Origin of the sequence: Nonomuraea sp. NPDC049486 (assembly GCF_040676925.1) — a bacterium.
Lineage (GTDB): Bacteria > Actinomycetota > Actinomycetes > Streptosporangiales > Streptosporangiaceae > Nonomuraea > Nonomuraea ferruginea.
In genome coordinates this window covers 42,938-65,302 of record NZ_JBFAPV010000010.1, presented here as the reverse complement: position 1 = coordinate 65,302, position 22,365 = coordinate 42,938, and the positions used below count along the sequence as shown (strand labels likewise).

The window sequence follows — 22,365 nt, the reverse complement described above, 5'->3', positions numbered from 1 at the left end:
GCGAGGCCGTGCGCGGTCGTCGCGCTCCCGCCGGCACCGTGCGCGGTCAGGAGCCCTTCCCCCCACCCGGCCGAACACGCTGGTCAGGAGGGTGCCGTGGCCTGTTCCAGCACCTCCAGCACCGTGGCCGTCAGCAGCGTGACCTTGTACCTGTTCGAGGCCGTTGGCGTGCACCGGGAAGCGGCCCGCCCGGCCGCCACCTCTATGGGCTCCCCCGCGGCGAGAGCCTGTTCCACCTCCGGCAGCCGCAGCGGGACGCGGGCGACGCCTCCGACGCTCACGGCCGCCGCGCCGTCCGGCGTCACCCGTGCCACGGCCTCCACGAGCGGCCACTCGGCTTCGGACCGGCTGGTGGCGCGGTGGTACGCGGCCCGTTCGCCGGCCACGGGCGGCGGCAGGTGGACCGCCAGGAGGATCTCCCCGGGGTCGAGCAGATGGTCACGGGTCGGGTCCGAGCCGTACAGCGAGCTGACCGGGAAGGGGCTCCTCCCGTGCACCTCCACCTCGGCGGCGTAGACCAGCAGCGCCATCGCGAGAGACGACGGATGGGGGGCGACGCACGGGCTGGTGTCGATCACCGCGGAGTAGAGGCTGAGCCCGTCGCGGGCGGGGCAGGAGTCGCCGCCGTTCTGGTGGCAGGAGAAGGCCGGGTTGCGGAAGTACGAGCAGCGGTTGCGCTGGAGCAGGTTGCCGCCGATGGTGGCCACGGCGCGGATCTGGGGTGTGGCCAGCGCTCCCGCGGTGAGGGTCAGCGCGGGGTAGGCGGCGCGGAGCCGTTCGTCGCGGGCGATCTCGGCGATCGTGGTCAGCGCGCCGATGTGGGCGGAGCCGTCCGGCTGCCAGGTCACGCCCGACGGCCCCGGCAGGTCCCGCAGGTCCACGTACGGTCCGGTGCCCGGCAGGCTCATCAGGTCGGTGCCGCCCGCGCGGAGCCGGCCGTGCGGCGGGTTCTCAAAGATGGTCACGCTCTGATCCCTTCGAGGAGCCGGTCGGGGCGGATGGGCAGGTCGTGGGGGCGCCAGCCGGTGGCGTTGTGCACGGCGTTGGCGACGGAGGCGGCCACGCCGATCGTGGAGACCTCGCCCAGGCCGACGCCGCGGCCGTTGACGTGGTCCCAGCCGTCCTGGTGGAAGTGGATGGTCATCTCCGGGGTGTCGCCGATGCCGGGGATGCGGTAGTCCTCCAGGTTCGCGGTCAGGACGGTTCCGGTGGCGGGGTCGACGTGGCGTTCCTCGTACAGGGCGTAGCCGATGCCCTGGATGATGCCGCCCTCGCACTGGTTGCGGGCCGGTCTGTCGGCGTAGATGTGGCCGGTCGCGATGCCGCCCCAGACGCGCAGCGGCCTGACCGTGCCCATGCGGGTGTCGACCTCCACTTCGGTGACGTGGACGGCGCCGCTGAATCCGCGGCCGAGCGCCATGCCCTGCACCGCGAACGGGGTCACGTAGCCGCCCCGGTCGCGTCGCCGCTTGCCGACCACCTTGGTGCCCGGAGTCATGCCCTGGGCCCGCAGGCGGCGGGCCGCGTCGCGTGCGGCGGGGGCCACCGAGGTGGTGGTGCGGCTGCCCAGGGACGCCGGTCCCGGCACGGTGCCGGATCGGCCGATCTCGACGCGGATCCGGTCGGCGGGCAGGCCGAGCTCCTCGCGCAGGATGCCGGCGATGACGCTGCGGATGCCGGTCCCGATGTCCTGCGTGGCGGTGCGGGCGACCACCACGTCGTCCTCGACCTCCAGCTCGACCTCGGTGCCGGGGCTGACCGCGTAGAACCAGTTGGCGGCGGCCACGCCGACGCCGCGGCGGTGGCGGCCCGTCTGCGATCCGGTGCGCGGCCTGTCACGCCAGAGGGGCAGCTCCGCCGCCCGGTCGTAGAGGGCACGGCGCTTCGGGTTGCCATCCCAGCGGCGGCGCAGCGCGATCGGGTCCTCCTCCAGGCGGTGGGCCATCTCGTCGACGGCCTGCTCCAGGGCCCACAGCAGGGGCGGGGCGCCGGGGCCGCGGAACGGCGTGCCGGGCGGTTCGTTCGTGACGACGTCGAAGTCGCGCAGCCGCCGGGGCGCGGTGCCGTACACGAGGCGGGCGTGCAGGGCGACGGCGGATCCGACGGACACGCCGCCGCGGCCGTGCACGTCCACGGCGAGGGCCGACAGATCGCCCTTCTCGTCGGCGAGCAGGGCGATCCCGGCCCGGGTGCCCGGCCGGTTGCCGGCGTCGGTGAGCTCCTCGGCGCGGCTGAGCACGACGCGTACGGGGGCCCGGCAGGCGCGGGCGAGCTCGACCGCGGCGACCGTCTCCACGGTGATCCCCGCCTTGGCCCCGAAGCCGCCGCCGACGTGCTCGGCGACGACGTGGACCCGGTTCGCGTCGAGCTTCCAGCGCTTGGCCGCCCGCTCGGCGGCCATGGCCACCGTCTGGGTGGACAGGTGCAGGTGGAGGTCTCCCCGCTCGTCCCATCGAGCCACGCACGCGTGCGGCTCCAGCGGCGTGTGGACCTGCACGGCGGTGGTGTACGTCCCGGTGACCAGGAGCGGGTCGGCGCGCCGGCGGGCGGCCTCGATCCGTTTCACCGCGGTGCCGCCGCGCCGGCTCGCCCCGGTGAACGGGCCGTGCACGTTGCCGTTCCAGCCGCCGGGCAGCGTAAGCCCTTCCCCGGAGGACGGGGCCTTCTTCCTGGTCCGCTCGTCGTAGACCGGCGGGGCGCCGGGCGTGTCGTCGAGCGCGGCGGGGAGCGGCTCGTAGCCGATCCTGGCGGCCTCCGCGACGGCCAGCGCCTCGCGGCGCGTGGGCGCGGCGACGGCGGCGATCGGCTGGCCGGCGTAGCGGACGATGCGGTCGGCCGGGAGCAGGTCGACCGTGGTCCCGTCCACGTCGACCGAGGTGACCAGCGCGTGCGCCCGGGTCGAACGGATGATCACGCCTTCCCACTGGCCGTCGTGCCGGATGTCGGTGGTGTAGCGGGCGCGGCCGGTGACCTTCTCGACGGCCTCGACCCGGGCGGGCGTCGGGGTGCCGGAGTCGTGCTCGCCCCGGCACGCGGCCTCGATCGCGGCGTAGATCCCCGCGTACGCTCCGCAGCGGCACAGATGACCGGCCATGGCGGCGGCGATCCGCTCGCGCGGCGGCGCGACGTCGCCGTGCTCTTCGCGCCAGGCGTCGACGAAGGCGGCGGCCTCCACCACGAAGCCGGGCGTGCAGTAGCCGCACTGCAGCCCGTCATGGGCCATGAACGCCCGCTGCACGGGATGGTCGAGTCCTTCGGCCGTGACGACGGCCCGTCCCTCCACCGCGGTGGCCGGGAGCAGGCAGCTCACCTGCGGGGTTCCGTCCACCTTGATCGTGCACGCTCCGCAGACTCCGGTACGGCAGACCGCTTTGGCCCCGGTGAGGCCCAGGCCGTCGCGTAGGACGTCGACGACCACGTCGTCCGGGCCGGCGTCCGCCTCGGTGGGCACGCCGTTTATGGTGATTTTCATGTCACTCCTGCTGACGCCGTCAACATCGGATGTTGACAGTGTCAGCTACCATCGCTGACGTTGTCAACATGGGAGGTCGTGAGAGGGTGGACGCATGGTGGACGACACCAGGAAGCGGCTGATCGAGAGCGCGCTGAGCCTGCTGCGCGAGGAGGGCCTCGACGCCGTGACGTTGCGTGCGGTCGGCGAGCTGGCCGGTCTGTCGCGGATGGCCCCCTACCGGCACTTCACCGACAAGACCGCCCTGCTGGCGGCCCTCGCCGCCCGGGTCATCACCGACCTCAGCACTCACGTCGCCGCCGCCGTCCTGCGCCACGCCGGCCGTCAGGAGCGGCTCCAGGCCTTCTACGGCAGCTACGTCGAGTACGCCGTGGCGCATCGCGAGGAATACCGGCTCGTCTTCGCCTCGGCGTTCTCCGCCGGCGACCATCCGGAGATGGAGAAGGCGCTCGACGAGGTGATGACCGCGCTCAGCCTCGACATCACCGACCACGGGCCGGTCAACAAGGCCACGATGATGGCCCTGATGTCCACCGCCCACGGCCTCGCCGAGCTGGCGACGGCGGGCCACCTCGCGCACAAGGCGATCAGCCTGGAGGACGTCATCGACATCATCATCAGGGGCGTCGGCCGGTCCGGTGCTCAGCCGGGGGCCACCAGGCGGTAGCCGACTCCCCTGACGGTCTGGATGAGCGTGTCGTCGGTGTCGCCGAGACGGGCGCGCAGGCGCTTGACGTGCACCGCGATCGTGTTGGTGGCGATGTTGTCCCCCGAGGCGTGCCAGACGTGCCGCATGATCTGCTCGCGGGTGACGGTCCTGTCGAGGTTGCGCATCAGGTAGTGGAGCAGCTCGAACTCGCGCAGCGGCAGGTGGACGACCCGGCCGGCGACCTTCACCTGGTAGGCGTCGGCGTCGAGCTCCACGTCGCCCACGGCGATGAGCCGGCCGGCCTCGCCCGCCGCCGTCGCCTGGATCAGGGGCAGCAGCTCGTGCAGCCGGTACGGCATGGCCACACAGGCGGTCGCCCCCGCCGTGAGCGCCTGCACGGCCAGCTCCGCGTGCCCCTCCCCGATGCCGAGGAGCACCGGCATCGGATGGCTGATGCGGATGGCCCTGACGAAGTCCACGGCGCTGATGAGCGGCAGCGACGCGCTCACCAGCACCACGTCCGGGCGCAGCGCTCCCGTCTGGATGAGCGCCTGGGCGCCGTCGGCCACGCCCGTGACCTCCACGCCCTCGCGGGCCAGGGCCGCCGCGAGCACCTCGACCCCGGCCGAGTCGGGGTCTGCCACCAGCAGCAGCGGCACCGAAGGCGCCCCCGCCCGCGCGCCCCCGCCGAGCGTCGCCTGCGGCTGGATCACCCGGGTCCTCCTCTGAGTCGGGTCACCCGAAGCGACCGGTGATGTAATCCTCGGTGCGCTTGTCGGTCGGGTTCGTGAAGATGCGGCTGGTCTCGTCGAACTCCACCAGGCGGCCGTGCCGCTCGCCCTTGTCGTCCACCTCCGCGGTGAAGAACGCGGTGCGGTGGGAGACGCGGGCGGCCTGCTGCATGTTGTGCGTGACGATGACGATCGTGTAGTCGCGCGCCAGCTCCTGCATCAGGTCTTCGATCTTGGTGGTGGCGATCGGGTCGAGCGCGGAGCAGGGCTCGTCCATGAGGATCACCTCGGGCTTGACCGCGATCGCCCGCGCGATGCACAGCCGCTGCTGCTGGCCGCCGGAGAGGGACAGCGCGTTCTGCTTCAGCTTGTCCTTGACCTCGTCCCACAGGGCCGCCCGGGTGAGCGCCTCCTCGACGAGGTCGTCCATCTTGCCCTTCAGGCCGTTGACGCGGGGGCCGTAGGCGATGTTGTCGTAGATGGACTTGGGGAACGGGTTCGGCTTCTGGAACACCATGCCGATGCGCCGCCGGACCTCGATCGGGTCGACGTGGTCGCCGTAGAGGTCCTCGTCGTGGTAGAGGATCTTGCCTTCGGCGCGGGCGCCGGGGATGAGGTCGTTCATCCGGTTGAAGCAGCGCAGCACGGTGCTCTTGCCGCAGCCGGACGGGCCGATCATGGCAGTGATCTCACGATTGCCGATGATCATGTCGACGCCGCGGACGGCCTCGTACTCGCCGTAGAAAACACTGAGACCCGACACGGTGAAGACCGGGTCGAGGGATTCGATGGTACGGGGGGCGCCGGGGGCGTTGACCGCGATGTTCTTCATGGTTGTCGTCTCTGTCTCGCTCATGTTTCTTCCCTCACCAGCGCTTCTGGTAGCGGTTACGAAGCCAGATGGCGGCGGAGTTCATCAGCAGCAGGATCGCGAGGAGGATCACGATCGCCGCGGCGGCCAGGTAGTGGAACCCTTCGCGCGACTGGGAGATCCAGTTGAAGATCTGGATCGGCAGGACCGTGTAGCTGGCGAAGACGCCGTCCGGGTTGAAGCGGATGAAGGACACCGCGCCCAGCATCAGCAGCGGGGCCGCCTCGCCGATCGCCCGGGAGAGCGCCAGGATGGAGCCGGTGGCGATGCCGGGGATCGCCGCGGGCAGCACCTGGCGGGAGATCGTCTGCCACTGCGTCGCGCCCAGGGCGAGCGAGCCTTCACGGATGGACGGCGGGACCGCGCGGATCGCCTCGCGCGAGGCGATGATCACGACGGGGAGCACCAGCAGGCCCAGCGTGATCGACGCGGTGATGACGCTGAATCCCAGGGCCAGGGCGCGGGCGATGATGCCGAGCCCCAGGATGCCGTAGACGATCGACGGCACCGAGGCGAGGTTCTGGATGTTCAGCTCGATGACCCGGTTCCACCAGCGGGACTTGTCCGCGTACTCCTCCAGGTAGATCGCGGCCGCGATGCCCGTGGGAATGGTGAAGAGCGCGGTCAGCGAGATCACCCAGAGCGTGCCGGTGATAGCCGACTGCGCGCCGGCGATCTCGGGGTCGCGGATCGACGGCATGTTCTCCCACAGGCGGGAGTCGAGCCTCGGCCAGCCTTCGACGAGCACGTAGGTGAGCAGCGCGGCCAGGAAGATGAACGCGATCGCCAGGCTGGAGATCAGGGCGATCCTGAACAGGTGCTCCCGGACCGGCTGCCCCTTGCCCGCCAGCTGCACGGCCGAGCGCGGGGTGGAGAGGACGGCCATTATTCGTACACCTCACGGAACTTGCGCACCAGGCGGGCGCTGACGAGGTTCATCAGGAACGTCATCACGAACAGCAGCGAGCCCACCGCGAAGATCGTGTTGTAGTCGACGGTGCCGACCGGCACGTCACCCGATCCCGCCTGGGCGATGAAGGCGGCCATGGTCTGCATCGCCTTGCCGATGTCGAGGGTGAAGTTCGGCTGACCGCCACCCGCCATGTAGACGATCATCGTTTCGCCGGCACCCCGCGAGATCGCGAGGATGACGGCCGCCACGATGCCGGAGAAGGCCGCGGGCAGCACCACCCGGAGCGAGGTGACCATCTTGGAGGCGCCGAGCGCGTACGAGCCCTCGCGCAGCCCGGCCGGGACGGCGGCCATCGCGTCCTCGGAGAGCGAGGCGACGATCGGGATGATCATGAACCCGACCACGAGTCCCGCGCTCAGCGCGTTGAAGATCTCGATCTCGAACGGCAGGATGCCCCGCAGCAGCGGGGTGATGAAGCTCAGCGCGAAGAACCCGAAGACCACGGTCGGGATGCCGGCCAGCACCTCGAGCGCGGGCTTGCAGAACTTCCTGACGCGCGGCCTGGCGTACTCGGACAGGTAGATGGCGGCGGCCAGCCCGAGCGGCACGGCCACCACCACCGCGATCCCCGTCGTGATGAGCGTCGCGCTCACCAGGGGCAGTACGCCATAGGTGGGAGGCTCGAACAGCGGCCCCCAGTTGGTGGAGGTGAAGAACTCCAGCGCGCTGACCTCGGTGAAGAACCGGAGAGTCGGCTCCAGCAGCGACACCACGATGCCGATCGTGGTCGCGATGGACACGAGGGCGGCCAGCATGAGGACCGCCTTGATGAGCGCCTCGCCGTAACGCGGGCGCGACCGCGCCAGGGACGAGGGTGCCCCTGACGCGGTCGCCGAGTGTCGCGCGGCCATCTAGCCCTGCTTCAGAGTGTCGAGGTCACTCTTGAGCTTGGCCTCCTGCTCGGAGTTGAGCGGGATGTACTTGGCGTCCGTCGCGATCTTGGCGATGTTGGCGACGTAGAAGTCGAGGAAGGCCGCGACCTCGGGGCGCTTGGCGGACTCGACCGACGGGTAGAGGAACAGCGGCCGGGCCAGCGGGGTGTAGGTGCCGTTCTGGGCGTTCTCGGAGCTCGGCGCGACGCAGCCGTTGCCGGAGTCGATCTCGACGGCCTTCAGCTTGTCGGCGTTCTCCTCGAAGTAGGTGAAGCCGAAGTAGCCCAGCCCGCCCTTGGTGCCGGTGACGCCCTGGACGATGATGTTGTCGTCCTCGCTGGGGCTGTAGTCCTTGCGGCTGGCGCCTTCCTCACCGTTGATCTCGTCGGTGAAGTAGTCGAAGGTGCCGGAGTCGGTGCCCGGGCCGAACAGCTTCAGCGGCTCGTCGGGGAACTTGGCATCGACCTGCTTCCAGCTGGTGATCTTGCCCTCGGCGCCCGGCTCCCACATCTTCTTGAGCTGGTCGGTGGTGAGGCAGCTCGCCCAGGTGTTCTCCTTGTTCACCACGACGGTGAGGGCGTCGGTGGCGACCGTGAGCTCCGCGTACTTGACGCCCTTGGCGTCGCAGGCGGCCTTCTCCTCGTCCTTGATCGGGCGGGAGCCGTTGGAGATGTCGGTCTCGCCGTTGCAGAACTTCTCGAAGCCGCCGCCCGTGCCGGAGGTGCCGACGGTCACGTTGATCTTGGGCTGCTCCTCGGCGAAGAACTCGGCCGCCGCGCTGGTCAGCGGCGCCACCGTGCTGGAGCCGTCCGCCTTGACCTGGCCGGACAGTTCGCCGCCCGCTGCCTGGCTGGCGTTCGCGCTCGCGGTTCCTTCACCGGCGGGCGGAGTGGTGTTGGTGCCGCCACATGCGGCGGAAAGGGCCACGACGATGGCGGCCGTCGCCGCCGCGCTGAGGCGGCGCTGTCCACTGGTCACGGTGTGCGTCCTTCTCCGTATGAGATCCGTAGTCGATGCACTTCGATAGAACCGGTCCAAAGTGAACAGACGGAGAACAGGCCATGACCACAACCGGAAAGCGTGTATCGAAGCGCGTGAACCCTTGGCCAGAGATACACGCTCACCTGGGCGTCATCCCGGGTTCATTGCCCCTTCATGGCCCTGACCCGGCGTAAGCTTCATAGACGTGACGATGATCCCCCTGCGCCGTTACACCGCGCGCGCCCTGCCGATCGACGATCTGGGCCGCGTCCTGCTGCTCAACGGGTTCGACCCGGTCCGCCCCGACCAGCCGTTCTGGTTCACGATCGGCGGCGCGGTGGAGGGCGAGGAGAGCCTGCGGGAGGCCGCCGCGCGGGAGCTGTTCGAGGAGGTCGGCATCCGGGCGCCGGCCGACGCCTTCACCGGGCCCTACGGCACCGGCACCATCGAGTTCTCCTGGGCCCAGTACGCGATCGTCCAGGACCAGACGTTCTTCGCCGTGCGCGTCGGGCGGGCGGCGGTGTCGTTCGAGCACATGGAGCAGATCGAGAAGGACACCACGATCGGCCACCGCTGGTGGGGCGTCGAGGAGCTGGAGACGACCGACGAGGTGATCTTCCCGGCGGACATGGCGGCGATCCTGCGCGCGATCACGTCGGGCGCAGCACCCGCGTAGCGCCCGCGATCAGCGCCGTCGCCAGGATCCACCCCGCCACGACCAGCCCGTACGCGAGAGCCTGCGTCCAGCCGGCCGGGTCGAACATGTCCCGCTGCCCGAACGCCGACCACGGCAGCAGCAGGTCGAAGGTGTAGGCGAACGGGTCGAAGCCGGGGGCCTCGTCCGGTTTGACGGCCCGCGGCGGGTTCAGCCCGAACACGACCGTGCCGATCACCAGCAGGATCCCGAACCACACCGCCGCCAGCCAGGGGCGGTAACCGTAGCCGACGGTGAAGTCGAGCAGCCGCCCCCACAGCCGGCCGCCCAGCCCTTCCGTGCGCCGCCGGTTGCGCAGCTTGGCGAGCTGGGCGCGGCGGGCCAGCGCCTCGTTGCCGTCACGGCGGTACCACGCCACGAGCTGTTCGTACGGTTGCGGCCGGAATCCTTCCGGGTCGCGGCTCACCCAGTCGATCCGCCGGGCGACGCCGCTGCCGCGCAGCCGCTCGTACGTCAGGCCGTTCAGGCGCAGCCTCTCCGGCCAGGTGTCGGGCGAGTCCTGCAACGTCCCGACGGTCGAGTGGGCCAGCGTCACCACGCCGTCGATCGGCTCGTCCGGTTTGAGGTAGAACTCGCGGACCTCCATGTGGCTCGCGTGCAGCGCGTACGGGGTGTCGGGGCTGCGGATGACGCCCCTGATCGCGAGCAGGCCGTTCACCCGTGACCCCCGCAGCCGCACGCAGCCCAGCGACAGGAAGTCGCCGGTGCACCGCAGCGCTTCCTCGACGACCATCCCGTCGGCGTCGAGCGCGAGCCTGCCCGGGTTGCGGAGCTTCGCCCCCGTCAGGGAGAGCCCGCCGTTCAGCCGGGCGCCGGCCAGCCGCGTCATGCCGGTGATGTCGGCGTTGCCGAGGTAGGCGACCGAGTCGACGATCATGGCGGTGCCCTGCAGCGCCGGCTCGGTCTCGTGAGGGTGCTCCACCTTGGTGCCGGCGAGCCACAGGCCGGTCGCGAACTGGGCACGCATCACCTGCACCGGCCCGGTGACGTGCGAGCCCGACAGGCTCAGGTGCCCCTCGACCCGCATGCCGACGCCGCCGAACGACGGCAGCCGGCAGTCGGTCAGCCGTACGGTGCGCGTGCGGCAGTCCGTGAGCCTGACCGGCCCTTCCAGGTGGCAGCCGCTGAGCACCAGCTCGTGCTCGACCGTGCCGCCGAAGATCTGCAGGGCGCCGGTGATCCTGGCGCCGCTGACGCGCACCGCCGGGACCGCGCCGGCGCCCGCCTCACGGGCGCCGAGCAGCAGCTTCGCGATCACTTCCGCCCGGACGGTGCGCTCGGGCCCCCACGTGTCGCCGTCCTTGGGCGCGTTCACCCCCGCGGTACGGGTCGAGCCCGGCTTGACGTCGGCGAACTCCACCATCTCCCCGGTCGGGAAGGCGTTCCACACTCTTCGCTCGGCCTTGGTCAAGCGTAAAGATCGCGCCATGCGTCGATTCTCGCCCTTCCGTGTCCGGTCAGCGCCGGTAGCCGGCCATCCGCTCCAGCCTGGCCACGCGCTCGGAGGTGGGCGGGTGCGTGGAGAACAGGCGGCCCAGACCGGCGCCGCTGAACGGGTTGGCGATCATCATGTGGGAGGCGGAGGTGAGGCGGCTGTTCTCCGGCAGCGGCAGCCGCCGCGCGCCCATCTCGATCTTGCGCAGGGCCGAGGCGAGCGCCAGCGGATCACCGGTCAGCATGGCCCCGGACTCGTCCGCCTGGTATTCGCGGGTACGGGAGATCGCCATCTGGATCATCCCGGCGGCGACCGGGCCGAGCAGCATCATGAGCAGCGCCCCCAGGAAGCCGGGGCCCTCGTCGTCGTCGGACCCGCCGAAGAACACCGCCACGTAGCTGATCCAGGTGATCATCGTGGCGAGCGCCCCGGCCACCGAGGAGACGAGGATGTCGCGGTTGTACACGTGGGACAGCTCGTGCCCGATGACGCCGCGCAGCTCGCGCTCGTTCAGGAGCTGGGTCAGCCCGTACGTGACGCACACCGCGGCCTGGCGGGGGCTGCGACCGGTGGCGAACGCGTTCGGCTGCACCGTCGGCGAGATGTAGAGGCGAGGCATCGGCTGCCGGGCCTCGGTGGAGAGCTCGCGCACGATCCGGAAGAGCGTGGGCTGCTCGACCTCGCTGACCGGCCGCGCGCGCATCGCCGACAGCGCGATGCGATCGGAGAAGAAGTAGGCGAAGCCGTTCGTCGCGAGAGCGAGCAGGAACGCGATCTGCAGACCGGTGCCGCCACCCAACCACCAGCCCAAGGCGATGATCGACGCGGACAGGCCCCCGAGCAGGAGCGCGGTGCGCAGACCGTTGTGGTGCAAGGTTCCCCCCTTCGTGGTCCGGGTGCAACCAGTACAACGACGATCCCCTGCCCCAACGTTCCCCGCAGTGCACAAGCCTGGGCGTAGAGCGACGATTCGTACGGACTACTCCGACAGAAGGGTCAGATCGAGGACGAGCTGGGGCGCCACCGAGAACAGCACCGCCGCCGCCACCGCGAGACCCGTCGCCGCCCACACCGCCGGGAACACCCGGCGCGCGGCGGGCGCCGGGCCCGGCTCGGGGGCGAACAGCCGGGCCGCCCAGACGACGTAGTAGTAGAGCCCGATCACCGTGTTGACCGCCATGACCACGGCCAGCCAGGCGGCCCCGCCGTGGACGATCTCCCGGAACACCACCACCTTGGCGAACAGCCCCGCCAGCCCCGGCGGCAGCCCGGCCAGGCAGATCAGGCAGAACGCCAGCGCCAGCCCCGCCGCCGGCCGGCGGAACACCAGGCCCCGGTAGTCGGCCAGCTCGTTGCGGGCGGCGGTCCGCGAGACGAGCATGACCACCGCGAACGCGCCCAGGTTCATCGCCGCGTAGATGACCAGGTAGGCCACGGACGCCCCGACCGCGCTCGCCCCCCAGCTCCGGGCCCCGGAACCCTGGAACGCCACGGCCAGCGGCGCCAGGATGTAGCCCGACTGCGCCACCGACGACCAGGCCAGCAGCCGTACGGCGGAGCGCTGCCGCATCGCCAGCAGGTTGCCCGCCGTCATGGTGAGCGCCGCGACGATGGCGACGACCGGGGTCCAGGTGGCCGCCTGCCCGGGCATGGCGAGGACCAGGACGAGGATGAGCCCGGCGAACCCGGCCGCCTTGGAGATCACCGAGAGCAGCGCCGCCACCGGGATGGGCGCGCCCTGGTAGACGTCGGCGGCCCAGGCGTGGAACGGCACTGCCGCGATCTTGAAGGCGAAGCCCGCCACGACGAGCACGATCCCGACCGTCACCACCCCCGGCAGCCCGTGCTCCGCCGCCACGAGCGACGCCGAGCCCTCCGGCCAGCCGGGAGCCGGGGCCGTGCCGCTGAGCACCTCCGCCAGCCGGGACAGGAACACCGTGCCGCCGACCCCGTACAGCAGGGACACCCCGAACAGCATCACGGCCGTCGAGACCACCGACACGACGAAGAGCTTGACCGCGGCCTCGGAGGCGCGGCCGTCGTACCGCTTCAGCGCGGTCAGCGCGAAGACGGGGAGCGACACCAGCTCCAGCGCCACCACCAGCATGATCAGGTCGCGGGCGGCGGGCAGCGTCACCGCGCCGACCAGCGTGCAGAGCAGCAGGAAGTACCACTCCCCGACCGGGATGCCGCCGCCGGCCAGCTCGGTCATCGACATCAGCACGATCACCACGGCCGCCACGAGGACGAGCCCGGCGATCACCAGCGTGAACCGGTCCACCACGAACGAGCAGAGCCCCGGGTCGCCGTCACTGAGCCGCTCGGGCACGCAGAACGTCGGCAGGGTGCGGCCCGTGAACGCCTGCGCCGCCACGAAGCCCAGCGCCACCATGACGCCGCCGAGCGTGACGGCCCCGAGCCCGGCCGTGACCCTCGGCCCGGCGGGCAGGAAGGCGTCGAGCAGCAGCACCAGCCCGGCGACCAGCGCCAGGGTCAGCGGCGCGGCGATCGCGAAGTAGTCGATCTGCTGGATCATGGCAGGGCTCCCAGCAGGATCTGCACGGCCGGTGTGGTGAGGGAGAGCAGCAGGCCGGGCCAGAGCCCGAACAGCAGGATTAGCCCGATCAACGGCACCCAGGCGACGAGCTCGTGCCGCCGGATGTCGGCCATCCCCGGGGGTCCCGCGGCGGCGGGCAACGCATGAACCGGCCGCTCGTCCGGCGCTTCGGGAAGCGGATGCACCAGCCGCTCGTCTCGCGCTTCCGGAAGCGGATGAACCGGCCGCTCGTCCGGCGCTTCGGGAAGCGTCGCGCTCAGCCGGCCGACGACCCCTCCGCCCCCGGCGCCCGGCCCCGGCACGCCGACCGGCACCGCCCCGCCGGCGGCCGCGGGGGCGCCGTGGGTGACGAGGGAGAGCATGACCAGGAAGTACGCCGCCGTCAGCACCGCGCCCAGACCGCCGATGACCATGAAGGTGAGGAACAGCCCGCGAGGCAGCGACTCGGCCGGTTGGAAGGCGCCGAACAGCGCCAGCATCTCCCCCCAGAACCCGGCCAGCCCCGGCAACCCCAGCGACGCGATGGCGGCGAACGTGAGGACCGCGCCCAGACGCGGCAGCGTGGCCAGCATGCCACCGCCCAGCGAGGGGATGTCGGCCGTGTGGTAGCGGTCCTTGATCGCCCCGGCCAGGAAGAACAGCAGGCCGGTGATCAGGCCGTGGGCGATGTTCGCGAACAGGGCGCCGTTGATGCCCGTGGGCGTGAGGGTGGCGAAGCCCAGCAGCACGAAACCCATGTGACCCACCGACGAGTAGGCGATCATCCGCTTCAGGTCGCGCTGCGCCAGGCAGGCCAGGGCGCCGTAGACGATGCCGACCACGGCGAGCGCCCCCAGCCACGGCGCGACGGCCGCCGCGCCCTCGGGCAGGACCGGGATCGCGATCCTGGCGAAGCCGTAGGTGCCCATCTTCAGCAGCACCCCGGCCAGCAGAACGGACCCGACCGTGGGCGCCTCGGTGTGGGCGTCGGGCAGCCAGGTGTGCAGCGGCCACATCGGCGTCTTGACCGCGAGCCCGAGCCCCACCGCCACGAACGCCACCACCTGCACCGCCCGGCTCATGCCCGCCCCGTGGCCCTGGGCCAGGGCGACGATGTCGAGCGTGCCCGCCTGCGCCCAGATGAGCAGCAGGCCGAGAAGCATCACGACGGACCCGAGCAGCGTGTAGAGGATGAACTTGATCGCCGCCGCCCTGCGCCTCTCGCCGCCCCAGATGGCGATCAGGAAGTACATCGGCACGAGCACGATCTCGAAGAACACGAAGAACAGCAGCAGGTCGAGGGCGAGGAACGTGCCGATCATGCCGACTTCGAGCACCAGCAGCGTGAACACCAGCGCCCTCGGCCGCGCACCGCCCGCCCTGGGACGCAGGAGCTGGCCCGGCCCGGCGCCACCGCCCCAGCCCAGATAGGCGAAACAGAGGAACGTCAGCAAGGCCGTCAGCGCGACCAACGGCAGCGAGATGCCGTCCACGCCGAGCTGGAAGCGGAGGTCGAGCCCGGGAATCCACGCCACGTCCACGGTGAACTGCGGCCGCGCCGCCTGCCCGTAGTCGAACATGGCGACCATCACCACGGCCAGGCCCAGCGTCACACCGGACACCGCCATGCCGTACACGCGCAGCACCGGACGCAACGCGTCGCCCGCGACCAGAAGCAGCAGCGCCCCCAGCAGCGGCACCGCGACCATCCCGACGGAAAGCCATCCGCTCATGCGAACACCACCGCCCCCACCGCGATCAGGAGGACCCCCGCCAGCAGGCCGCTCAGGTAGAGCTGGACGTTGCCGTTCTGGGCTAGTCGCAGCAGGCCGGAGAGCCCGCGCGCGGCACGGCCCGAGCCGCGCACCGCCCCGTCGACCACCACGTCGTCGGTCCGCAGAACCCCTCTGGCCAGGGCCAGCACAGGTCTGACCACGACCGCCGAGTAGAGGCCGTCGACGTAGAACGCCCGCTCACACGGCACCCGCAGCACCCCCAGCAGCCGCGCCGGGTCGGCCAGCGGATCGGCGCGCCAGGCGACGTACACCACGCCCGCGCCGAGCAGCGCGAGGGCCACGCTGACGACCGCGACCGGCAGGTCGAGATGCGGCTCGGCGGCGAACCCGAGCAACAGGGCCGGGACCGCGAGGAGCGCGACCGGCACCAGCATGGTGCGGGGGCCCTCGCGGGTGTCGATGACGTGCGCGGTGCCGGGCTCCGGCTCCGGCAGCGCGACCGTCCGCGGCGGGCCGAAGAACGTGCGCAGCCAGGCTCTGGTGGCGTACGCGCCGGTGACCGCGACGGTCGCGAGCGCGCACCCGTACAGAAGGAGGGCGGCGGCGTCCGTGAGACCGCCCGCCAGCGCGCCCTCCATGGCCACGAGCAGCGCGTCCTTGCTGAAGAAGCCGCTGGACGGAGGCAGACCCATGAGGGCGGCGAAGCCCACCGTGGTCGCGGCGAACGTGACGGGCAGGTCGCGCCGGAGCCCGCCCATCTGGCTCATCAGGTTGGCGCCGACGTGGTGGATCACCAGGCCGGCGCAGAGGAACAGCAGCGCCTTGAACGCGCCGTGCGTGACCAGATGGAAGATCGCGGCCGTGTCGGACCCCGCGGCGAGGCCGCCCGCCATGTAGGCGAGCTGACTGACCGTCGAGTACGCCAGGACACGTTTCAGGTCGTCCTGGGCGAGCGCGGCCAGAGCGGCCCCGAGCATGCCGAGCGCGGCCATGACCGCGAGCACGTCCATCGTGGGCCCCGCGGCGGTGAAGGCGGGGAACAGCCGGGCGACGATGAAGATGCCTGCGGCGACCATGGTCGCGGCGTGGATCAGCGCGCTGATCGGCGTCGGGCCCGCCATCGCGTCGGGCAGCCAGGTGTGCAGCGGCACCTGCGCGCTCTTGCCCGCGACCCCGGCGAGCAGCAGCAGCGTGGCGGCCACCAGCGTGCCCGAGGACATCTGGGGCACGGCGGCGAGCACGTCGGCGATGCGGAAGCTGCCCGCGCCGATGCCCAGCACGAAGATGCCGAACAGGAAGCCGACGTCGCCCAGCCGGGTCACCAGGAACGCCTTGATGGCGGCGCGGGAGTTGCCCAGGTCTTCCCACCAGTGGCCGATGAGCAGGTAGGAGCAGAGGCCCATGATCTCCCAGCCCACGTAGAGGACCAGGAGGTCGCCCGCGTACACCACGAGCAGCATGGCCGCGGTGAACAGGCTGATGAAGGCGCTGTAGGACGGGTAGCGGGGGTCGTCTCTGAGGTATCCGATCGAGTAGACCTGGACGGCCAGCGCCACGAGCGTGACCAGCACGCCGAGCAGGGCGGACAGGTCGTCGGCCTGCAGGGTGAGCGAGATCGGGACGCTGCCGGTCACGATGGTGCCGTAGGTGGCGCCCACCGGCGCCGGCCGCGGCCCGCCCTCCAGGAACGCGAACCCCTGACCCCAGGCCAGCCAGACGGCGAGCACGGCGGCGCCGGCTGTCGGGATCACCGCGATCCAGGCGGCCCTGGTGTTCGCGCCCTCCGCACGTCCACGCCGGGAGAGCAACAGACCCGCGGCGGCGGCCGCGAACGGCAGGAGCACGGTCAGCAGCGGAAAGTTCGTCACGACCCGCCCCCTCGCCTGACATGTCGCCCATCCTCAGCGGACGGCCCCTCTGAGGTGGACGAGGCGTCCTCATCGGACTGCCCTTCCGGGGTGGACGAGTCGTCCTCAGCGGGCTGCCCCTCGCCTCGGCCCACGGGCGTGCTCGCGTCGGGGGCGCTGCTGGTGCCGGCACTCCGTGATGGACTTCGGGGCGGTGCGACGCCGGCGAGGGCGGGCACAGCGTAGGCGGGTATGCGGGCGTGCGGGTCGGTGTTTCTCGTCTCGTCTTCGGGTGCGTCGGCGGGCTCGGCCAGGTCGCGGAGGTGGTCGATGTCGACCGTCTTGCGGTTGCGGAACAGGGCCAGGACGATCGCCAGGCCGACCCCCACCTCGGCAGCGGCGATGACGATCACGAACAGGGTCAGAACCTGGCCGCTGTGGAGCCTGTCCCCCAGCCACACGTCGAACGCGACGAGGTTGAGGTTGACGGCGTTGAGCATCAGCTCGACCGACATCAGCACGAGGATCGTGTTGCGGCGGGCGAGCACGCCGTAGACGCCGATGGAGAACAGGAGCGCGGCGACAACCGCCGGGTAGACGATGTGCACTAATGACCCCCGGTCTGATCGGGCGGTGAACCGCCGGACGTCCCCGTACGGGATGGATCGTCCACAGGGTCGGCGACGGTCGGAGGCTCCTCGGGTGCGGACACGCTGGAGGAGGACGTGTCGGATGCGCCGCCGCGGGCGGTCGCACGACCTGGGTCATCCTGGGCAGGCCCGGGCAAGCTAGGCGCGCCTCCTCGGGCGTCTGGACGAGTCGGATCCCCTGCGTCGGTGGGTTCGGGAGTGCCGCCGTGGATGTCGGTGCGGGACAGGACGATGGCGCCGATCAGGGCGGCGAGCAGCAGCACGGACAGGGCCTCGAACGGGAGCACCCACGTGCTGAAGATGCTCGCCCCCAGCTCACTCGCCGCGCCCGCGCCTGGGGTCAGCGGCGCGTAGGCGGTGCGGAAGCCGTCGATCACCACCGTCACCAGGACGCCTGCCGTCGCCAGCGCCACCACGGCCGCTGCAACCCGGTTGCCGCTGTCGAGATCGGTGGAGCGGCCGACCGGGGCCCGGGTCAGCATGATGCCGAACAGCAGCAGCACGATCACGGCGCCCACGTAGATGAGCACCTGCACCCACGCCACGAACTCGGCGGTGAGCACCAGGTAGCAGCCCGCCAGCGCGCCGAACGCGACCACCAGCCACAGGGCCGCGTGGACGAGTTGTTTCGTCGTGACGACGAGCAGCGCCGAACCTACCGCCACTGCCCCCAGCAGCAAGAAGACGATCTCTTGTCCTGTGGGTGACAGATAGGAGGGCACCGCCTCGGTCACTATTCCTCCTCGCGCTCCTTGGGCTCTTCCGGGCCGAGCCGACCGGGCGGGCGGATGGAACGAGGATCGGCCATCCTCCGCCTTCGCGGTCTCGCGCCTGAAGTTTGCTCCCCCGAGGCAGGCTCCGGTTGCGATCGCGCCGAGCCTGTGGACAACTCCTCCCCCGACTGCCTGCCTGTGGACAACTCCGGTCCAGGCGTCCCGTCCGTGGACGGCTCGCGTCCAGGCGTCCCCTCTGTGGACGACGCCTGGTCAGGCTCTCCGGCTGTGGACGACGCCTGGTCGGACTCTCCCGCCTGGGACGACGCTTGACCAGACTCCTCGACCGTGGACGACGGCTGCCCGGAATCTCCCGCTAGGGACGACGGCTGCCCGGAATCTCCCGCTAGGGACGACGGCTGCCCGGACGCCTCGGCTGTGGACGACGTCTGGTCGGACTCTCCGGCTGTGGATGGCGTCGGGCCTCCACCCGCCGACGGTGTCTCGGTGGGCGCGCCAGATGTGGCGGAAGGCCTGTTGCCGTGGTCCGTCGTGGAAGTCGCCGGAGGCGCGAAACCTGCGCCGGGCGAGGCGTCCGCGCCTTCGGTCTGCGTCGGGCCTTCTGTCAGCGGCGTGCCTTCTGTCCCAGGCGCGCCTTCCGCGTGGAGCCCTTCTGCGTGACGCCCTTCCCCGTGACGCCCTTCCCCGTGAGGCCCTTCCCCGTGGGACCTTTCCGTGGGCGGTGCTTCCGCCGCCGGAAGGGCTTCCGTCGGTGTCGTGCGGGCAGCCGGCTTGCGCGGGGTTTCCGCCTGACCTGTGGACGCACGAGGGGGACGGGAGGGCGCGGCCGGTTCGGCGCCTCTGGCGCGGGCGGGGCGGCGGGGCGCGGCCGAGAGCTCCTTGGGCAGGTCGGCGCCGGAGTCGTGGGGCGGTGGCGGCGGGACCGTGGGAACCCAGGTGGCCAGTTTGTCCTTCTCATGGAGAAGGTTGCGGATGTCGCCCTCGGCGTACTCGAACTCCGGCGACCAGAACAGCGCGTCGAACGGGCACACCTCGATGCAGATGCCGCAGTACATGCACAGGGCGAAGTCGATCGCGAACCGGTCGAGCACGTTTCGCTGGCGGGGCCGGCCGCCTTCGGGCGCGGGGATGGTCTCCTTGTGCGAGTCGATGTAGATGCACCAGTCGGGGCACTCCCGGGCACACAGCATGCAGGAGGTGCAGTTCTCCTCGACCAGGGCTATGACGCCGCGACTGCGGGGCGGCAGATCGGGTTTCACCTCTGGATACTGCTGGGTCACGGATTTGCGCAGCATGCGGCGGAGGGTGATGGTCAACCCTCTCGCCAGCCCTACGCCTGGTATCCGTGCCATGGCTCAACATCATGACGCACTTGGCCTCGCGCGTGAATGCGCCAGCCTGTTGTCCCCAGGTTTTCCACAGCTATCCACAGCCCCAGGGGAAGTTATCCACAAGTAAGCCTACCGTCCGATATGTGTAGGAACACAGATGTAGTCTCTCGCCATGTCGTTGCACCATCCGAGCCGCCCGAGCGGCGGGGCCTGGGCGGCCGCGGTCGTCTGGGCGGCCCTCCCGCTGTTCTCGTGCGGCTTGGCGACGCCGTTCACGATCGGGTTCGCGGCCTTCTGGCTGAGGAGCGTCGGACAGCTCGTCGCCGCCGGCCTCTACACCGTCAACGTGGGCGTCTTCATCATCGCGATCACGATGTACGACCAGGTCGACGACATTCCCGAGCCGATGAGCACGATCGTCTCCCTCATGTTCGTCGCGGGCTGGATCGGCAGCGTGATCCACTCGGGCATCCTGGTGCCCGCCATGGCCAGGGCACGTTCCGGCCGCCCCGCGATGGCCGGGGCGCCTTCCGGCCCGCCTGGCACCTACCCTCCGCCCAACGTCCACCAGCGCACCACCACGCCCACGGCCCACCGACGCCCGGGCGAGCCCGACTGGATCGGTCACTACCGGGTGCTGCAGCCGCTCGGGCGCGGCGGGCAGGGCGCGGTCTACCTGGCGATGGCGCCCAACGGCGTGCGGGTCGCAGTCAAGGTGCTGCACGATCTGGTCGACGAGACGGCGCGGGCCAGGTTCGCCAGGGAGGTCGACGCGGCCCGGCGCGTGGCGACCTTCTCCACCGCGCGGGTGCTCGACGTGAGCATCACCGGCCAGTCCGCCTACATCGTCAGCGAGTACGTGGAAGGCCCGTCCCTTGAGCAGCTCGTGCGCCGTCACGGGCCGCGTGACGAAGACGGCCTCACCCGCCTGGCGTTGTCCACATCGGGGGCGCTGGCCGCCATCCACAAGGCGGGGGTCGTCCACCGCGACTTCAAGCCGAGCAACGTGCTGATCGGCCACGACGGGCCCCGAGTGATCGACTTCGGCATCGCACGGGCGCTCGACCAGGTGACGGTGACCTCGGGCAAGATGGTCGGCACCCCCGCCTACATGTCGCCGGAGCAGTTATCCGGCACGCCGGTGGGCCCGCCGTCCGACGTGTTCAGCTGGGCGGTGACGATGATGTTCGCGGCCACCGGACGCCCCGCGTTCGGGGAGGACACCGTGCCCGCGATCTTCAATCGGGTGCTCACGTTCCACCCCGACCTGTCACCGCTGCCGCAGTCGCTGCGCGGCGTCGTCGGCGTCTGCCTCGCCAAACGCCCGGAAGACCGCCCGTCGGCGTCGGACGTGATGCTGGCCATCGTCCACTGACCAGCGCGCGCGCCGGAGCCCGGGTCACGTATCGGTGTCTCGGCAGGCGTCGGCGATGGCGCCGGGGTCCCAGTAGAACGGGCGGCACTCGGCCATGCGTCCGTTCTTGACGGTGATCAGTTGCATGATCGAGGTGTCGACTTCCCGGCCGGTGGCACGGGCGCGAAAGCGCACCCGGTTACGCACGACCACGGTGTTCTCGTCGCCCCAATGCTCCTGCTCCAAGAACTCCATCGATTCCCAGACCTCGCTGAAGCGGGCGAGAAACCGTTCCATGCCGTCGTGGCCGCGCCACGTTCCGGTGCCGGTGAAGGGCAGCCCGGGTGCTTGGTGCAAGACCACCTCTGGATCCAGGAGGGCGGCGACATCGTCGTAGCTCGCTTTACCGAATCCACCTGCGGCCACGTACGCGGCCTCGGCCGCATAGAACCTTTCCATCACCGTCCAGGCGTCGACCGGCGACCGCTCTTCCGCGCTCGATCCGCCGGCCCGATCCGTTGCCAAGTCCGTTGTGCTCATGGCGCCAGCATCACCGGCTGGGGCATGTGTCCGCTGGCGGTCATCAGACTTCCAAACAACCGGCGCGGTGCGGGTGGAGGAGGTCAGGCGGTGAAAGGGGACACCAGGTCGCGGATGGCGGCGTCGAGGCGGCGGGCCGCGGCCGGGTCGGTGGTGAGGGTGGTGGGCTTGCCTCGGACGTACGCGGAGAGCGGGGCAGCCGGGGGGTTGTCGATGAGCGCTGTCATCGGGCGGACGGCCTTCGACACCGGCTGGGCGAACAGGGCGGAAGCGACCCTGACGAGGCCGCGTACCGGCTGGCGGAAGGGTTCGAAGAGGCCGGTCGCGACGAAGAGCGGGTTGTAGAGCACGTACCGGACGGGGTCGGCGGCGTAGGCGGTGGCGAGGAGTTCGGCCGCGCGGGCGCCCTGCATCGTGGCCTTGAACGGGCGGTAGCCGCGTTCGAGTTGCAGGTCGTCCCAGTGGATCCGGCCGGCTTTGACGCCGCCGACGCCGCACAGGTCGAGGATCATCGGAGCGGGCGCGTTCTCCAGGGCGGGGCGCAGGGCGCGGGACATCAGCCAGCGGTTGACCACGTACAGGGCGAAGGTGCGTTCGAAGCCCTCGCCGGTCTCGGTCCTGGACGGGTGATAGCGAAAGGCCGCCAGCACCAGCGCGTCGATCGCCGGGTGCGCGGAGAGGAGGTGGTCGGTCAGCTCGTTCGTCTGTTTGACGGAGCCGAGGTCGGCTTGGACGAAGCGCGCTTCCGGGGCTTCCCGGCGGAGGCGGTCGCCGCCTGACGGGCTGCTGCCGATGGCGATGACCTGGTCGCCCCGTTCGCTGTGGTGGCGGGCCAGGGCGAGGCCGATGCCGTTCGTGCCGCCGGTGATGACGAGAGTGCGGGCCATAAGTTGAGGTCCTCCTCAAGTTGAGAGTGCCCTCAAGATAGCTAGGGTGGG

At 71.0% G+C, this 22,365-nt stretch carries 19 protein-coding genes and 1 pseudogene; 3 read left to right on the top strand and 17 right to left on the bottom strand.

Translation table 11 applies throughout. The features are described 5' to 3' along the window. Positions 1–83 precede the first annotated feature (83 nt). Positions 84–965 carry an FAD binding domain-containing protein gene (locus tag AB0K05_RS27300; protein ID WP_364232739.1) on the bottom strand — a complete coding sequence of 294 codons (882 nt, stop codon included), beginning with the start codon at positions 963–965 and terminating at the stop codon, positions 84–86. Beyond that, entirely contained in the window at positions 962–3,472 is a 2,511-nt protein-coding gene (locus AB0K05_RS27295; protein WP_271278331.1) for a molybdopterin-dependent oxidoreductase, read from the bottom strand. The genes AB0K05_RS27300 and AB0K05_RS27295 overlap by 4 nt, the downstream gene beginning before the upstream one ends. A 94-nt stretch (positions 3,473–3,566) precedes the next feature. On the opposite strand from AB0K05_RS27295, the gene AB0K05_RS27290 reads away from it, so the two are divergent. Continuing rightward, complete coding sequence (locus AB0K05_RS27290; protein WP_364232737.1) at positions 3,567–4,139, top strand: TetR/AcrR family transcriptional regulator; 573 nt, start codon at positions 3,567–3,569, stop codon at positions 4,137–4,139. On the opposite strand, the gene AB0K05_RS27285 is transcribed toward AB0K05_RS27290, so the two are convergent. The 5 genes from AB0K05_RS27285 to AB0K05_RS27265 are packed head-to-tail and all read right to left on the bottom strand — an operon-like array spanning position 4,115 to position 8,546. Beyond that, positions 4,115–4,834: a response regulator transcription factor gene (locus tag AB0K05_RS27285; RefSeq protein WP_261809046.1), complete on the bottom strand. Its 720-nt coding sequence runs from the start codon at positions 4,832–4,834 to the stop codon at positions 4,115–4,117. The two genes, AB0K05_RS27290 and AB0K05_RS27285, sit on opposite strands and share 25 nt — an antisense overlap. Positions 4,835–4,856: 22 nt before the next feature. Further along, complete coding sequence (pstB, locus tag AB0K05_RS27280; RefSeq protein ID WP_222709350.1) at positions 4,857–5,684, bottom strand: phosphate ABC transporter ATP-binding protein PstB; 828 nt, start codon at positions 5,682–5,684, stop codon at positions 4,857–4,859. A gap of 34 nt (positions 5,685–5,718) precedes the next feature. Beyond that, the gene (gene pstA, locus AB0K05_RS27275) at positions 5,719–6,609 is read right to left on the bottom strand and encodes a phosphate ABC transporter permease PstA (RefSeq protein WP_148036493.1); all 891 of its coding nucleotides are present in this window, start codon (positions 6,607–6,609) and stop codon (positions 5,719–5,721) included. Beyond that, positions 6,609–7,547, bottom strand: coding sequence for a phosphate ABC transporter permease subunit PstC (pstC, locus tag AB0K05_RS27270; protein ID WP_148036492.1), 939 nt, complete (start codon positions 7,545–7,547; stop codon positions 6,609–6,611). The genes pstA and pstC overlap by 1 nt, the downstream gene beginning before the upstream one ends. Then, the gene (locus AB0K05_RS27265) at positions 7,548–8,546 is read right to left on the bottom strand and encodes a PstS family phosphate ABC transporter substrate-binding protein (RefSeq protein WP_271278330.1); all 999 of its coding nucleotides are present in this window, start codon (positions 8,544–8,546) and stop codon (positions 7,548–7,550) included. It abuts the gene before it with no gap. A gap of 214 nt (positions 8,547–8,760) precedes the next feature. Here AB0K05_RS27265 and AB0K05_RS27260 point away from each other — a divergent pair, with 214 nt between their 5' ends. After that, complete coding sequence (locus AB0K05_RS27260) at positions 8,761–9,225, top strand: NUDIX domain-containing protein (RefSeq protein ID WP_246640505.1); 465 nt, start codon at positions 8,761–8,763, stop codon at positions 9,223–9,225. On the opposite strand, the gene AB0K05_RS27255 is transcribed toward AB0K05_RS27260, so the two are convergent. From AB0K05_RS27255 to AB0K05_RS27220, 8 genes and pseudogenes are all read right to left on the bottom strand, one after another. Further along, a complete protein-coding gene (locus tag AB0K05_RS27255) occupies positions 9,200–10,693 on the bottom strand; it encodes a hypothetical protein (protein WP_271278329.1) in 1,494 nt (497 codons plus the stop codon). The genes AB0K05_RS27260 and AB0K05_RS27255 overlap by 26 nt on opposite strands. A gap of 28 nt (positions 10,694–10,721) precedes the next feature. Further along, complete coding sequence (gene htpX, locus AB0K05_RS27250; protein ID WP_148036488.1) at positions 10,722–11,573, bottom strand: zinc metalloprotease HtpX; 852 nt, start codon at positions 11,571–11,573, stop codon at positions 10,722–10,724. A gap of 105 nt (positions 11,574–11,678) precedes the next feature. After that, entirely contained in the window at positions 11,679–13,235 is a 1,557-nt protein-coding gene (locus AB0K05_RS27245; RefSeq protein ID WP_364232733.1) for an NADH-quinone oxidoreductase subunit N, read from the bottom strand. Then, a complete protein-coding gene (locus AB0K05_RS27240; protein ID WP_364232731.1) occupies positions 13,232–14,968 on the bottom strand; it encodes an NADH-quinone oxidoreductase subunit M in 1,737 nt (578 codons plus the stop codon). Before AB0K05_RS27240 ends, AB0K05_RS27245 begins: the two co-directional genes overlap by 4 nt. Next, a complete protein-coding gene (locus AB0K05_RS27235; RefSeq protein WP_364232728.1) occupies positions 14,965–16,839 on the bottom strand; it encodes an NADH-quinone oxidoreductase subunit L in 1,875 nt (624 codons plus the stop codon). Before AB0K05_RS27235 ends, AB0K05_RS27240 begins: the two co-directional genes overlap by 4 nt. Before the next feature lie 284 nt (positions 16,840–17,123). Continuing rightward, a pseudogene (nuoK, locus tag AB0K05_RS27230) lies at positions 17,124–17,426 on the bottom strand (NADH-quinone oxidoreductase subunit NuoK); the annotation flags it as partial. Continuing rightward, positions 17,426–18,202 (bottom strand): NADH-quinone oxidoreductase subunit J, encoded by a 777-nt coding sequence (locus AB0K05_RS27225; protein ID WP_364232726.1) that lies wholly within the window; start codon positions 18,200–18,202, stop codon positions 17,426–17,428. The gene AB0K05_RS27225 and the pseudogene nuoK, both read right to left, overlap by 1 nt. After that, positions 18,202–19,497 carry a 4Fe-4S binding protein gene (locus AB0K05_RS27220; protein ID WP_364232724.1) on the bottom strand — a complete coding sequence of 432 codons (1,296 nt, stop codon included), beginning with the start codon at positions 19,495–19,497 and terminating at the stop codon, positions 18,202–18,204. The genes AB0K05_RS27225 and AB0K05_RS27220 overlap by 1 nt, the downstream gene beginning before the upstream one ends. 208 nt (positions 19,498–19,705) lie before the next feature. Here AB0K05_RS27220 and AB0K05_RS27215 point away from each other — a divergent pair, with 208 nt between their 5' ends. Continuing rightward, positions 19,706–20,908, top strand: a complete 1,203-nt coding sequence (locus AB0K05_RS27215; RefSeq protein ID WP_148036484.1) for a serine/threonine-protein kinase — start codon at positions 19,706–19,708, stop codon at positions 20,906–20,908. A gap of 24 nt (positions 20,909–20,932) precedes the next feature. Here the strand turns inward: AB0K05_RS27215 and AB0K05_RS27210 are convergent, their stop codons facing one another. Continuing rightward, positions 20,933–21,427: a nuclear transport factor 2 family protein gene (locus AB0K05_RS27210; protein WP_364232721.1), complete on the bottom strand. Its 495-nt coding sequence runs from the start codon at positions 21,425–21,427 to the stop codon at positions 20,933–20,935. Between the two features lie 83 nt (positions 21,428–21,510). Next, positions 21,511–22,314, bottom strand: coding sequence for an SDR family NAD(P)-dependent oxidoreductase (locus AB0K05_RS27205; protein ID WP_364232719.1), 804 nt, complete (start codon positions 22,312–22,314; stop codon positions 21,511–21,513). Between the last annotated feature and the right edge of the window lie 51 nt (positions 22,315–22,365).